Origin of the sequence: Mycolicibacterium sp. 624 (assembly GCF_040548615.1) — a bacterium.
GTDB lineage: Bacteria > Actinomycetota > Actinomycetes > Mycobacteriales > Mycobacteriaceae > Mycobacterium.
This window is the reverse complement of sequence record NZ_JBEPRZ010000006.1, coordinates 68,352-81,571: the sequence shown is the minus strand read 5'-3', so window position 1 is coordinate 81,571 and position 13,220 is coordinate 68,352. Positions and strand designations below refer to the sequence as shown.

At 67.6% G+C, this 13,220-nt stretch carries 12 protein-coding genes and 1 pseudogene; 4 read left to right on the top strand and 9 right to left on the bottom strand.

The features are described 5' to 3' along the window. The first annotated feature begins 5 nt into the window (after positions 1 to 5). Genes ABIA65_RS22730 through ABIA65_RS22720 form a run of 3 tightly spaced genes read left to right on the top strand, consistent with a single transcriptional unit; the run spans position 6 to position 5,274 of the window. Positions 6 to 1,577 (top strand): ABC transporter permease, encoded by a 1,572-nt coding sequence (locus tag ABIA65_RS22730; protein ID WP_354524973.1) that lies wholly within the window; start codon positions 6 to 8, stop codon positions 1,575 to 1,577. Beyond that, the gene (locus tag ABIA65_RS22725; protein WP_241399787.1) at positions 1,574 to 2,635 is read left to right on the top strand and encodes an ABC transporter ATP-binding protein; all 1,062 of its coding nucleotides are present in this window, start codon (positions 1,574 to 1,576) and stop codon (positions 2,633 to 2,635) included. The genes ABIA65_RS22730 and ABIA65_RS22725 overlap by 4 nt, the downstream gene beginning before the upstream one ends. Beyond that, positions 2,635 to 5,274 carry an AMP-binding protein gene (locus ABIA65_RS22720; protein WP_354525206.1) on the top strand — a complete coding sequence of 880 codons (2,640 nt, stop codon included), beginning with the start codon at positions 2,635 to 2,637 and terminating at the stop codon, positions 5,272 to 5,274. Before ABIA65_RS22725 ends, ABIA65_RS22720 begins: the two co-directional genes overlap by 1 nt. Here the strand turns inward: ABIA65_RS22720 and ABIA65_RS22715 are convergent. From ABIA65_RS22715 to rplS, 8 genes and pseudogenes are all read right to left on the bottom strand, one after another. Continuing rightward, a pseudogene (locus ABIA65_RS22715) lies at positions 5,155 to 5,961 on the bottom strand (acyl-CoA thioesterase); the annotation flags it as partial. The gene ABIA65_RS22720 and the pseudogene ABIA65_RS22715 overlap by 120 nt on opposite strands. Further along, entirely contained in the window at positions 5,958 to 7,163 is a 1,206-nt protein-coding gene (locus tag ABIA65_RS22710; protein ID WP_354524972.1) for a CoA transferase, read from the bottom strand. The gene ABIA65_RS22710 and the pseudogene ABIA65_RS22715, both read right to left, overlap by 4 nt. A gap of 85 nt (positions 7,164 to 7,248) precedes the next feature. Then, the gene (locus ABIA65_RS22705; protein WP_241399789.1) at positions 7,249 to 8,022 is read right to left on the bottom strand and encodes an HAD-IIA family hydrolase; all 774 of its coding nucleotides are present in this window, start codon (positions 8,020 to 8,022) and stop codon (positions 7,249 to 7,251) included. A 21-nt stretch (positions 8,023 to 8,043) separates the two neighbouring features. Continuing rightward, positions 8,044 to 8,856 (bottom strand): SDR family NAD(P)-dependent oxidoreductase, encoded by an 813-nt coding sequence (locus ABIA65_RS22700; RefSeq protein ID WP_354524971.1) that lies wholly within the window; start codon positions 8,854 to 8,856, stop codon positions 8,044 to 8,046. Between the two features lie 2 nt (positions 8,857 to 8,858). After that, the gene (locus ABIA65_RS22695; protein ID WP_066983311.1) at positions 8,859 to 9,164 is read right to left on the bottom strand and encodes a DUF2469 domain-containing protein; all 306 of its coding nucleotides are present in this window, start codon (positions 9,162 to 9,164) and stop codon (positions 8,859 to 8,861) included. Then, positions 9,161 to 9,940: a ribonuclease HII gene (locus ABIA65_RS22690; protein ID WP_241399791.1), complete on the bottom strand. Its 780-nt coding sequence runs from the start codon at positions 9,938 to 9,940 to the stop codon at positions 9,161 to 9,163. Before ABIA65_RS22690 ends, ABIA65_RS22695 begins: the two co-directional genes overlap by 4 nt. Before the next feature lie 11 nt (positions 9,941 to 9,951). Further along, positions 9,952 to 10,845, bottom strand: coding sequence for a signal peptidase I (lepB, locus tag ABIA65_RS22685; RefSeq protein WP_241399792.1), 894 nt, complete (start codon positions 10,843 to 10,845; stop codon positions 9,952 to 9,954). A gap of 91 nt (positions 10,846 to 10,936) precedes the next feature. Beyond that, on the bottom strand, positions 10,937 to 11,278 hold the full coding sequence (rplS, locus tag ABIA65_RS22680; RefSeq protein ID WP_163798073.1) for a 50S ribosomal protein L19: 342 nt from the start codon (positions 11,276 to 11,278) through the stop codon (positions 10,937 to 10,939). Between the two features lie 299 nt (positions 11,279 to 11,577). On the opposite strand from rplS, the gene ABIA65_RS22675 reads away from it, so the two are divergent. Further along, positions 11,578 to 12,522 carry a serine hydrolase gene (locus ABIA65_RS22675; RefSeq protein WP_241399793.1) on the top strand — a complete coding sequence of 315 codons (945 nt, stop codon included), beginning with the start codon at positions 11,578 to 11,580 and terminating at the stop codon, positions 12,520 to 12,522. On the opposite strand, the gene trmD is transcribed toward ABIA65_RS22675, so the two are convergent. Continuing rightward, the gene (gene trmD, locus ABIA65_RS22670) at positions 12,519 to 13,217 is read right to left on the bottom strand and encodes a tRNA (guanosine(37)-N1)-methyltransferase TrmD (protein ID WP_354524970.1); all 699 of its coding nucleotides are present in this window, start codon (positions 13,215 to 13,217) and stop codon (positions 12,519 to 12,521) included. The genes ABIA65_RS22675 and trmD overlap by 4 nt on opposite strands. Between the last annotated feature and the right edge of the window lie 3 nt (positions 13,218 to 13,220).

Genomic DNA, 13,220 nt, shown 5'->3' with positions numbered 1-13,220 from the left:
CCTAGGTGGTCACCGCCGAGACGATTCCCGACACAGCGCCGACCGCCGCGTCCGGTACCTCACGGCCAGGCCCGGTCATCACCGCGGGCGTCGTCCTCCTGGTGCTCGCGACATTCGTGCCCATCGGCTTCGTCGCCTGGTCGATAGTGTCGATGGGACCGGCCCAGGTCTACGAACTACTCGCCCGCCCGCGCGTCGGCGAACTCCTGGTCAACACTGTTGGACTCGTCGTGGTGACGGTGCCGATCTGCCTGCTGGTCGGTGTCGCCACGGCCTGGCTGGTGGAGCGCACCGATCTGCCCGGTCGCGCGATCTGGCGACCGTTGTTCGTGGCACCGCTGGCGGTTCCCGCCTTCATCAACAGCTACGCCTGGGTCAGCGTCGTGCCGACGCTGCACGGTTTCTGGGCCGGTGTGCTGGTGGCGAGCATGTCCTACTTCCCGTTCGCCTACGTCCCGGTGGCAGCCACGTTGCGTCGTCTCGACCCCGCCATCGAGGAGTCCGCACGCGCACTGGGGTCCAGCCCGGTGGCCGTCTTCTGGCGCGTGGTGCTCCCCCAGCTGCGGCTGGCGGTTCTCGGCGGTGCGCTGCTCATCGCCGTCCACCTGCTGGCCGAGTACGGCGCGTTCGCGATGCTGCGCTTCTCGACGTTCACAACGGCGATATTCGAGCAGTTCCAGGCGACCTTCAACGGTGCCGCGGGCAGCACGCTGGCCGCTGTGCTGATCCTGCTGTGCCTGGTGCTCATCGTCGGAGAGTCCGCGGCGCGCGGTAACGCGCGCTACGCGCGGATCGGCTCCGGCGCCCAACGCGCGTCGGCGCCACGCCAGCTCGGCGCGTGGGCGATACCCGCCAACGTGGGCCTGATCGCACTGGCCGTGCTCGCGCTCGGCGTGCCCGTGTGGACCATCCTGCGGTGGTTGTGGATCGGTGGGACCCAGGCCTGGACCTCCAGCGACATCGTGACATCCACCCTGCAGACGGTCGGCCTGGCAGCCGTGGCCGCGGCGCTGACGACCGTGCTCGCCTTCCCGTTCGCCTGGGTTGCCGTGCGCTACAGCGGGTTCTTCGCCCGCTTCGTCGAGGGCTCCAACTTCATCACGAGTTCCATGCCCGGCATCGTCACCGCACTCGCTCTCGTGACGGTGGCGATTCGCTATGCGCCGCCGCTCTATCAGACGGTGTCGCTGGTGTTGGCCGCCTATGTGCTGCTGTTCCTGCCGCGGGCCATGGTGAACCTGAGATCGGGCCTGGCGCAGGTGCCACCGGGTCTGGAGGAGGCGTCTCGGTCCCTCGGGGTGTCGCCGACGTGGACGTTCCTGCGGGTGACGATGCGACTCACGGCACCGGCGGCCGCAGCCGGCGCGTCGCTGGTGTTCGTTGCCGTCGCCACCGAACTGACGGCCACCCTGCTGTTGGCGCCCACCGGGACCAATACCCTGGCGATGCGATTCTGGTCACTGTCAAGCGAATTGGACTATGCAGGCGCGGCACCGTACGCATTCCTGATGGTCGCACTGTCCGTCCCGGTGACGGTCGTGCTCTTCAAGCAATCGACGAAGGCGGCTGCCCTGTGAACGACAACGCGTTGGAGGTGGCGGGGCTCGCCAAGTCGTTCGGCGGCAACACCGTGCTGCACGAGGTTGACCTCGCCGTGCGCACGGGCACCATCACCGCCGTCGTCGGCGCCTCCGGATGCGGCAAGACAACGCTGTTGCGGCTGGTCGCCGGATTCGAGACACCCGACGCGGGAAGCGTTTCCATTGCCGGGCGCCAGGTGGCCGACTCCGGCCGCTGTGTTCCGGCGCACCGGCGCGATGTTGGTTACGTCGCACAGGACGGCGCGCTGTTCCCGCACCTCACGGTCGGCCAGAACATCGCCTACGGGCTCGACGGCCCCGCACGCAACGTCACCACCCGGGTCGACGAACTGCTGGCCACGGTGTCGCTCGACGGGTCCTACGCTCGGCGCAGGCCACACGAACTGTCCGGCGGTCAGCAGCAGCGTGTCGCGCTGGCGCGCGCGCTGGCCCGTCAGCCCGCACTCATGCTGCTCGACGAACCCTTCAGCGCCCTGGACACCGGCCTCCGCGCGTCCACCCGCAAGGCCGTCGCGAAGCTGCTCTCCGATGCGGGTGTGACGACACTACTGGTCACCCACGACCAGGAGGAGGCCCTGTCGATCGCCGACCAGGTCGCGGTGATGCGCAACGGGCGTTTCACCAAGGTCGGTACGCCACAAGAGGTCTACCTCGAACCCCACGACCGGTTCACCGCCGAGTTCCTTGGCGACTGTGTGCTGTTGCCGTGCACCGTGTCCGGTGACACCGCGGAGAGCGTGTTGGGCCGTCTGCCGGTACGCACGACGGGCGTCGCCGGCCCTGCCACGCTGATGCTGCGCCCGGAGCAGCTGGTCGCCACCGTGGTCTCCGACCACGAGGCACCCGCCGTCGGCCTGGCCACGGTGCTCGCCTCGGAGTTCCGCGGTCACGACGTGCTGCTGACCGTCGATCTCGGCGGTGACACCGAACCCGTCACGGTCCGCCAGCACAGCGTCGCCCCGCCATCGGTTGACGCCAAGGTCCGCATCCATGTCAACGGTGCCGCAGTCGTGTTCGGCGACGACCAACCGTGATGATGTTCGACCGGCTCGTCGAGCATCTCGCGTCATTCGGCGATCAGATCGCGGTGTTCACCGATGAGGCCCACACCCACGACGGGAAGCTCACCTACGCCGAACTCGCGGACCGGGTCGCCGCGCGAACGGCCGAACTCGGCCGTCGACGCCGGCTGCTCGTGCTCGAGACCCGCAACGATCTGTCCACGCTCATCACCTATCTGGCCGCACTCGCGGGCAGGCATGTGGTGCTGCCGATTCCGGCCGACGGTGATGTGACGGCGGTGGTCGACGCATACGATCCCGACACCATCGTGGCCGATGGCACCGTCGAGTACCGCCACCGTCCGCGGCATGACCTCCATCCCGATCTGGCGCTGCTGCTGTCGACATCGGGCAGTACGGGCTCACCGAAGCTGGTGCGGCTGTCGCGCGACAACCTGAACGCCAACGCCGAGGCGATCGCCACCTACCTCGACATCGGCGCAGGCGATCGGGCGATGACAACGCTGCCGATGTCGTACTGCTACGGCCTGTCGGTGATCCACAGCCACCTCCTTCGCGGCGCCGGGCTGATCCTCAGTGAACACTCGGTCGTGGACGACGGGTTCTGGGATCTGTTGCAACGCCATGCCGCAACGTCGTTCGCGGGTGTGCCACACACCTTCGACCTGCTCGAACGGATCGGCTTCGAGGACATGACGCTGCCGCATCTGCGCTACGTCACACAAGCCGGTGGCCGGTTGGCACCCGATCTGGTCCGCCGATACGCCGCGCTCGGCCAGGCCAGGGGCTGGCAGCTGTTCGTCATGTACGGGGCGACCGAGGCCACCGCGCGGATGGCTTATCTGCCACCGGAACTCGCCCATGATCACCCCGGTTCGATCGGCATCCCGATCCCCGGTGGATCGTTCTCCATCGAGCCGATCGACGGTATGGCCGATGACGTCGGCGAACTCATCTATCGGGGTCCCAACGTCATGCTGGGCTACGCACACGAAACGGCCGATCTGGCCATGGGCCGCACCGTCGAGGAACTTCGCACCGGCGATATCGCCCGCGCGGGCGCAGACGGAGTCTACGAAGTGGTCGGGCGCAGCAGCCGTTTCGTGAAGCTGTACGGGCTGCGGATCGACCTGCAGCGAGTCGAGTCGGCGCTGCAGGCCGCAGGCATCGAGGCCATCTGCACCGACGGCGACGGCCTGCTGCTGGTCGCCGCGGTGCGGCAGATGGACACGGCCGCGGTGCGGCCCACGTGCACGGCGGCGGTGCGGGCCCGCGGCGACGTGGCGCAGCTGGCCGCCGACGCGTCCGGTCTGCCGCGCGCCGCCATCCGCGTCGTCGACGTCGACGAGGTGCCGCGGCTGTCCTCCGGCAAGCCGGACTACCCACGGTTGGCCGAACTCGCCGCCGACCGCGCAGCACCCGATGCACAGCGATTGGACCTGCGCGGTCTGTTCGCCGACGTGCTGCAGATCGATGAGGCGTCGATCGATCCGGGCCAGAGCTTCGTCGATCTGGGTGGCAACTCGTTGTCGTATGTCGCCATGTCGGTGCGCCTGGAACGAGCGCTCGGACACCTGCCGTCGGACTGGCAGCGGATCTCGCTGCGGGACCTGCAGACCACCACCCGCCCCCGACGGTGGTGGGGCGCGACACTGGAGACCAGCGTCGCGCTGCGCGCCGCGGCGATCATTCTCGTGGTCATCTCCCACGCCGAGCTGTACACGGTGTGGGGCGGTGCGCACATACTGCTCGGCATCGCCGGCTACAACTTCGGCCGGTTCTGCCTCACTCCCCTGCCACGCGGCGACCGTACGCGACACCTGCGCAACACCATCGCGTGGATCGCCGTGCCTGCGATCATCTGGGTGGCCGTGGCGCTGATCATCACCAACGACTACACCGCGTCGAACCTGTTGCTGGCCAACAAGTTCCTGGGGCCGGCCGACAGCATGACAGCCGGACGACTGTGGTTCGTCGAGATCGTGGTGTGGACCCTCGTCGCGTTGGCGCTGGTGTGCTGTACACCGATCTTCGACCGGGCCGAGCGGCGCTGGCCGTTCGGAATCGCGCTGGCATTCCTGGGGTTGGGCCTGGCGTTGCGTTGGGATGTTTTCGGTTTCGGCCTTGGTCGCGACGCGTGGTTCACCGTGCTGGCGTTCTGGTTCTTCGCGGTCGGCTGGGCCGCGGCGAAGTCCACGACCGCGTGGCAGCGTGCGGCGGTGACACTGATCCTCGCCATCGGCATCGTCGGCTACTTCGGCAACCCCGACCGTGAAGCGCTCGTGTTCGTGGGCCTGGCGTTGTTGATCTGGTTGCCCGCGATCCGCTGCCCGTCGGCATTCACCGTGGCGGCGGGCATCATCGCCGAGGCGTCACTGTTCATCTACCTGACGCACTACCAGGTCTATCCGCTGTTCGGTGACCACAAGGTGTTGGGCGTGACGGCATCTGTCATCGTCGGAGTGCTCCTGACCCAGCTCGTCACCCTCGTGCGGACGTGGAACCGTCGTCGCACCCGCGGCCGGTCAGACGTGCGGCGCGGGCTCGCGCTCGGCGATGAGCCCCTCCTGGACCAGGGTCGCGGCGATGACACCGTCGGCCCCGATCAGGCTCCCGGTGATCACGCCCCGCCCGCGCGCCGCGGCCGGTGACCGGGTCTCCAACAGATTCCACCGGTCGGCATGCACCCGACGGTGAAACCAGATCGAGGAGTCGGTGGTGCCGCTGCGATGCGTGCGGCCGGCCATGGAGTAACCGTGCACCTGTAGTGCCGGGTCGATCATGTAGACGTCGGTGATGTAGGCCGCGATGACGGTGTGCAGCAGTGCGTCGTCGGGTACCGGGACGGTGACGCGCCACCACAGCCGTCGCACGAACTCACCGTCGCGGCGGTCGTCGGAGATGCGAATGTCGATCTCATCCAACGGCATCGACGGAGCTGGCCCCGCCGGTCCGGTGCGGGGCAGCGCCTCGGGATCCCCCGGTGGCGCCACGCCGTGCTCGGGGCCAGCCATGGGCGCGGCGAACGACACACTGGCCGTGGTGAGCAGCCGACCCGCCTGGCTGGCATCGACCCGGCGGGCGGCCGCGGTACGCCCGTCGAAGACGGTTGTCACGGCGTAGTCGACGACCTCGCCCGCCTCCCCGCCGCGCAGGAACTGCAGATGCATGCTGGTCGGCAGTTTCGCCGGGTCGACCGTGCGGGCCGCCGCCGCCAGGCTCTGCGCCATGAACTGGCCGCCGAACGACCGCTTGCCCGCCGGGCCGCTTGCGGGGCCGACCCAGTTACCGGCGCCCTCGTCCGCCTTGACGTCGAGCAGGTCCAACAGCGCGCTCACGCCACCGTCCCCGCATCCAACAGGTGCTGCACCTCATCGTCACGCAGCCCCAACCGCTCGCGCAGGACGGCCACGGTGTCATCGCCAAGCGCCGGCGCCGGTACGGCCGGCGGGTAGATGCCGTCGATCGACAGTGGCAGCCCGGGGGCCAGATAGCGCCCGATCCGGGGCTGGTCCAACTCGGTGAACAGCGGGTTGTCGGTCACCTTGGGGTCGACCACCACGTCGGCGAAGGTGCGGTACCGCTCCCACAGGATCGATGTCCCCGACAGTGCGTGGGACACCTCCTCGGCCGTGCGATCGGTGAACCACACGGTGAACAGACCCGTCAGCGCATCCCGGTGCCGGTAGCGGTCACCCTCGTCAGCGAAGTCAGCACCGAGCGAGTCACCGAGTGCAGCAACGGCTTTCGAAGTACCGGTGAGTTCGGTCAGGTCCCGGAAGTGCCGCCCGGTCAGCGCGACGATCATGAAGGACTCGCCGTCACCGCTGGTGAAGTGCTGGCCGTACTGGCCGTAGATGGAGTTGCCGATCCGTTGTCGCGACGTGCCGTTGACCATGACCTCGGTGAGGAAGCTGAGATTGCCCGCGGTGGCCAGCGCGACGTTCTCCAATGGGATGGAGATTCGCTGTCCCTCCCCCGTGGCGTCGCGATGCCGCAGCGCGCTGACGACGGCCAGCGCCGCGTAGATGCCACACGCCACGTCCCACGCGGGCAGAACGTGGTTGACCGGGGCGGCCAGGTCTGCGGGCCCGGTCACTAACGGAAACCCGACGCCCGCGTTGACGGTGTAGTCGACCCCGGTGCCGCCGTCCGCACGACCGGACACCTCGACGTGGATCAGGTCGGGCCGCACCCTCAACAGGGTTTCGTACGAATGCCATTCTCGGCCTGCGACGTTCGTGATCAGAATCCCTGCGTCGGCGATCAGCCGCTGGATCAGATCCTGCCCCTCTGCCGATCGCACGTCGGCCGCCACGGACCGCTTGCCCTTGTTCAGTCCGGCCCAGTAGATGCTGTCACCGTCGTCGGTCACCGGCCAGCGGTTGTAGTCGGCGGCACCGCCGACCGGATCGACGCGGATCACCTCGGCGCCGAGCTGGGCCAGCGTCATCCCTGCCAGCGGCACCGCGACGAAGCTCGAGATCTCGATGATCCGTACCCCGGCCAGTGGACCACCGCCGTGCAATCCGTCAGTCATGCGCCCAACGATATTGGGCAGGTGTCCGGCCGTGTCGACGCCCCCACGGCCACCACGTCACACGAGATCGGTCACATGAGATCGGTCAGACGAGATCGATGGCGTCGGCGATCGAATCCAGAACACGGCTGGGCCGAAATGGGTAGCGCTCGATATCTTCGACGTCCGTCGAACCCGTCAGCACCAGAATGGTCTCCAGGCCCGCCTCGATACCGGCGACGACGTCGGTGTCCATCCGGTCGCCCACCATGACGGTGTTCTCCGAGTGCGCCTCGATGCGGTTGAGCGCGCTGCGGAACATCATGGGGTTGGGCTTGCCGACGAAGTACGGCTCGCGTCCGGTGGCCTTGGTGATGAGTGCAGCGACGGAGCCCGTCGCGGGCATCGGTCCCTCGGCGGACGGCCCGGTGACGTCGGGGTTGGTCGCGATGAAGCGGGCACCGCCGAGGATGAGCCGGATGGCCTTGGTGATGGCCTCGAACGAGTAGGTCCGCGTCTCCCCCAGCACGACGAAGTCGGGATCGATATCGGTCAGCGTGTACCCGACCTCGTGGAGTGCCGTGGTGAGACCGGCCTCGCCGATCACGTATGCCGATCCGCCTGGCAGCTGATCGTGCAGGAACGCCGCCGTCGCCAGCGCCGAGGTCCAGATCGCCCACTCCGGCACCGTCAGACCCGATCGCGCCAGTCGGGCCGCGAGGTCGCGCGGGGTGAAGATCGAGTTGTTGGTCAGCACCAGGAACGGCCGCTGCTTGTCGGTCAGCGTCTGAAGGAACTCGGCCGCACCCGGCAGGGCGTGTTCCTCGCGGACCAGGACGCCATCCATATCGGTGAGCCAGCACTGCGGTGTGGTGCGCATCCTTGAATCCTCACCCGGATGTCAGCGAATAACCACTGCGGACGGTGTCCGTGGGCTGCCGAGGGCGTCCCGGTGCGACGGCGGTTGGCGACCGTCGGCGTCGGTGATGCCGTATCGCGATGCGAGTTCGGCGCCGATGACCGTCTGCCCGGTCAGCTCTGCCAGCGCCGGGTCCCGATACAGCGCGTCGATCAAATAGCCGGTGAACTCCGGGGTTTCGGCGTGCTGCGCGGTCTTGGCCAGTGCTTCGGGGTGCCCGTCGAAGGCGCTGCGGAACTTGTCAGTCAGCAGAATGCCCATCCAGATCGACACCGTGCACACGCCGGTCCCCTTGAAGTCGACGGCCATATCTGCGGCGAGCTTGTCGACACCGGCCTTCTGTGCGCCGTAGGCGGGGCCATGCATGTAGCACACCGATCCCGGCGATGAGGTGAACGCGATCAGTGCGCGGTCGCGGCCGACCATAAGCGGTGCCGCGTGCCAGGACGCGACGTAGGAGGATCTCAGGCCGACGTCGAGCACATCGGCCAACGTCAGCGGCTTGCGCCAGAACGGCTCCGAGCCGGTCAACTCATCGTGAATCGCGGCGGCGTTGTTGACCAGCAGGTCCAGCCCGCCGGACTCGTCGGCGACCCGCTCGAACAGCGCGGCGACCTGCGCATCGTCGCGGTGGTCCACCGTGACGGCAATACCGCCGTCACCGGTGTCGGTGATGGTGCGGCCGGTCAGGTAGACGCGCCACCCCGAGGCCAGTAGCGCGTTGGCGATACCGCGGCCGGCGCCCCGGCTCGCGCCGGTGACCACGGCGACGCGGCTGTCATCGTCAGAGGTCATGGTTACTCGGGAAGCCGAAGCTCCGGCTTCTCCACCTCTTCGATGTTGACGTCCTTGAAGGTGATCACCCGTACCTGCTTGACGAACCGGGCGGGGCGATACATGTCCCACACCCACGCGTCAGCCAGTCGCAGCTCGAAGTACACCTCGCCGTCGGCGTTGCGGGGAACCATCTCCACGCTGTTGGCCAGGTAGAACCGTCGCTCCGTCTCCACGACGTAGCTGAACTGCCCCACGATGTCCTTGTATTCGCGGTACAGCGAGAGTTCCATCTCGGTTTCGTACTTCTCGAGATCCTCGGCACTCATCGGTTACGCGATCCTTCTGTCGGTGTGGCGTTCATCTTTCCCGATTTTCCTCCACCCGGTGAGGCGGGCACACCCGACCCGGTGCCGGACACACCTTCGGGCACCATAGCCGGGTCCGCCCCGATGACGGCCATCCTGCGGACATTGATGAACGAGTATCTGTGCTCCCTGCAGGGACCCAGCTCGGCGAGCGCTGCAGTGTGCGCGGCGGTGCTGTAACCCTTGTGCTCGGCGAACCCGTAACCAGGGTGTTCGCGCTCCATCTCGACCATCAGCCGGTCGCGGCTCACCTTGGCCAGCACGCTGGCCGCCGCGATGCACGCAGCCGCCGCGTCACCGCCGATCACCGGCAGTGACGGCACGGGCAGACCGGGCACGCGGAAACCGTCGCTGAGGACATACCCCGGTCGCAGCGACAGGCCCGCGACCGCGCGTCGCATGCCCTCGATGTTGGCGATGTGCACACCACGACGATCCACCTCAACCGAGGGGATGAACACCACGTGGTAGGCCAGCGCATAGCGGCGAATGATGGGGAACAGCCGCTCCCGCTCGCGCTCGGTGAGCTTCTTCGAGTCATCGAGTGCGGCCAGGCTCTCCAGGCGATTCGGCCCGAGCACGCAGGCCGCCACCACGAGCGGACCCGCGCATGCACCGCGACCGACCTCGTCGACACCGGCCACCGGTCCGAGCCCACCCCGATACAGCGCCGACTCGAGCGTTCGGAGACCCGCTGACTTGCGAATCACCGTTCGGGGCGGCCAGTTCGCCGGCAAAGCGGTCTCTCCTACTGCGCGGTCTGAAGGTCTGCGGCCTGGGGGTTGGCCGTCTGGGGGTTGAAGGAGCTGACGCCGCCCCAACGCCCAGGGGGCCATGCGATGAAGCGCGCCTTGCCGATCACGTTCTCGACCGGGACGGTGCCCGACATCGGGTCACCGGTGCACAGCAGACCGCGCTGAGCGTCTGCGGGCAGGTTGGTGCAGTGCGCCCGGGAGTCCGCGGAGTGGGTGCGGTTATCGCCCATCACCCACACGCGATCCTTCGGCACGGTCACCGGGCCGAACTCGTTGCCGAGGCACGGGTAGACCGCGGGATCGGCCATCATCGTGGCGGGATCCAGGTAGGGCTCGACGAGCTTCTTGTTGTCGACGGTGAGGCCGGTGTCGGCACGGCACTGCACCGTCTGCCCGCCGGTGGCGATGATGCGCTTCACCAGATCGTTCTCGTCGGGCGGCACGAAGCCGACGAACGACAACGCGTTCTGCACCCAGCGGACGGCGGGGTTGTCGGAGCGAATCGACTTGTAGCCGACGTTCCATGCCGGCGGTCCCTTGAAGACGACGACGTCACCCGGTTCCGGCGACGAGAACCGGTAGGTCATCTTGTCGACCATGATCCGGTCGCCCACACATCCGGGGCATCCGTGCAGCGTGGGCTCCATCGACTCCGACGGAATGAGGTACGGCCGGGCCACGAACGTCAGCATCACGTAGTAGAGGACGAGCGCGATGGTCAGCAGGATCGCGGCTTCGCGCAGCGCACCGTGCTTCTTCTTCGGCGGCTCGTCATCCGTGTGTTCGACACTGTCGGTGTCGTCGACGCTCTTGTCCTCGCCGACGTCGTCGACACTCTTGGTGTCGTCAGTGTCGGCGGTATCGGCAGCGTCGGTGGGTCCGGTCACGCCATCAGAGTAGTCAGAGTGACCGGCGGGGCGACGCGCCCCGCCGGAGCCGCTCCGGCGACCCAACGGTCAAGACCGTGGGAAGACGACGTCAGCGCTTTTCCTTGATCTTCGCCTTCTTGCCCCGCAGCTCGCGCAGGTAGTACAGCTTGGCGCGACGGACGTCACCGCGGGTGACGACGTCAAGGTGATCGATGTTGGGCGAGTGCACCGGGAACGTGCGCTCCACACCGACGCCGTAGCTCTCCTTGCGCACGGTGAAGGTCTCGCGCACACCGCCGCCCTGGCGGCGCAGCACGACACCCTTGAAGACCTGGATGCGCTCCTTGGAGCCCTCGATGACCTTCACGTGAACGTTCACGGTGTCGCCGGGGCCAAAGGTCGGAATGTCGTCGCGCAGCGACGTCTGGTCGACGAAGTCCAGCGTGTTCATCGGGGACACTTCCTTGTTGTGGTGGGTCCGGCTGTCGCTCGTCGCGTTGCGACGCAGCACCTAGCCGATCTCCTGGGCGTACGTTCGAGATGCCTTCCGCAGCACACCGAGGCCAATTGGCCCTAGTCGTGCGCAGACAACTGCCCAATTGTGCCAGACGGCCCCCCCACCGGCGAAATCGCACCGTTCCGGTGGCTGTCTGACACCGCCGAGGTTGAAGCGCGGCGCCATGCCCGAACGACTAGGCTCAGGAGAGTTCTCGCCTCACGTCGAGACCACCCACTCAATCGAGGAGGACCATGTTCCGGCGGCCGTCAAAGCTGCTGATGGTCACTGCTTCGACGGTAGCCGTGGTCACGGTGGCCGCAGGGTGTGAGGCCAAGGTGTATGGCAATCCGCCGCTGAACCCCGAAGCACCGCAGCTGACCGTCGTCGCGCCGCTGGGCAGCATTGCCCCGCTTCCCGACGCACCCCCTGACGAGCCGGCGGCGACGTTCAACGGCCTGGCGCAACGCGAGCAGCTCGCCACTGACGAGGCGGCCGACGCCGGCGCCGAGATCACGGCCGCGATCCTCGACCGCAATACCGGGCAGCTGGTGACCAACGGCAACGACATGTCGATCGCCATCGCCTCGGTGGTCAAGCTCTTCATCGCCGATGACCTGCTGCTGCAGGTGTCCAAGGGCGAGACCACGCTCTCGCCCGAGGACCGCAAATCGCTCGACGTCATGCTGCGAGCCTCCGACGACAGCGCCGCCGAGGTGTTCTGGAACCGCAGCGACGGCAGCGCGATCATCGACCGAGTCGTTGCCCGCTACGGGCTGGACTCCACGCGTCCGCCGGACAATGGGCGGTGGTTCAACACCGTCAGCACAGCGACCGACCTGGTGCGTTACTACGACATGCTGATGGCAGGCACCGGCGGGTTACCGCCCGAACAGGCCAGCATCATCCTGTCCAATCTGGCGGCCTCGACGCCGACGGCAGTCGATGGAATGGTGCCCGGCGGTGTGTACCCGCAGCGGTTCGGCATTCCCGAGGGTCTGCCCGGCGAACCGGTGGCGGTCAAACAGGGCTGGATGTGCTGTGTCGGCGCCGACTGGATGCACCTGTCCACCGGTGTCATCGGCCCAAGCCGCCGCTATGTCATGGTCATCGGCTCCATGCAGCCCGCCAGCGCCGACGTCGCGCGCCAGACCATCACCCAGGCCGTCAGGACGATGTTCCCCGAAGGGCACGTCTAGTTCGGCAGATCCGGGCTCTGATCCAACAGATCCGGGCGACGGGCCCGCGTGCGCTGCAGTGACTGCTCCCGGCGCCACGCCGCCAACTTCGCATGGTCACCCGACAGGAGTACGGCGGGCACGTCGAGATCCCGCCAACTCGGTGGCCGGGTGTAGCTCGGCCCCTCGAGCAGACCATCGGAGTGTGAATCGTCCTGGTGGGAAGCGGGATTGCCGAGAACTTCAGGCATCAACCGGACCACCGCCTCGATCATGACCAGCGCCGCCGACTCGCCGCCGGGCAGCACGTAGTCACCGATCGACACCTCCTCGACCCGCATGCGGCGTGCGGCATCCTCGGCCACCCGCTGGTCGATACCCTCGTAGCGTCCGCAGGCGAACACCAGGTGACTCTCGGTGCTCCAGCGCTGCGCGTCGGCCTGTTTGAACAGCCGGCCCGCCGGTGTCGGAACGACGAGAAGCGTTCCCGGTGAACAGATCTCATCGAGCGCCTCACCCCACACGGGCGCCTTCATCACCATGCCGGGACCACCGCCGTACGGCGAGTCGTCCACCGAGCGGTGCACATCGTGCGTCCAGCGCCGCAGATCGTGCACGGCGACATCGACGATGCCCGCCTCGATCGCCCTGCCCGGCAACGACTGACGGAGCGGATCGAGATAGTCCGGGAAGATCGTGACGACATCAATACGCATGGC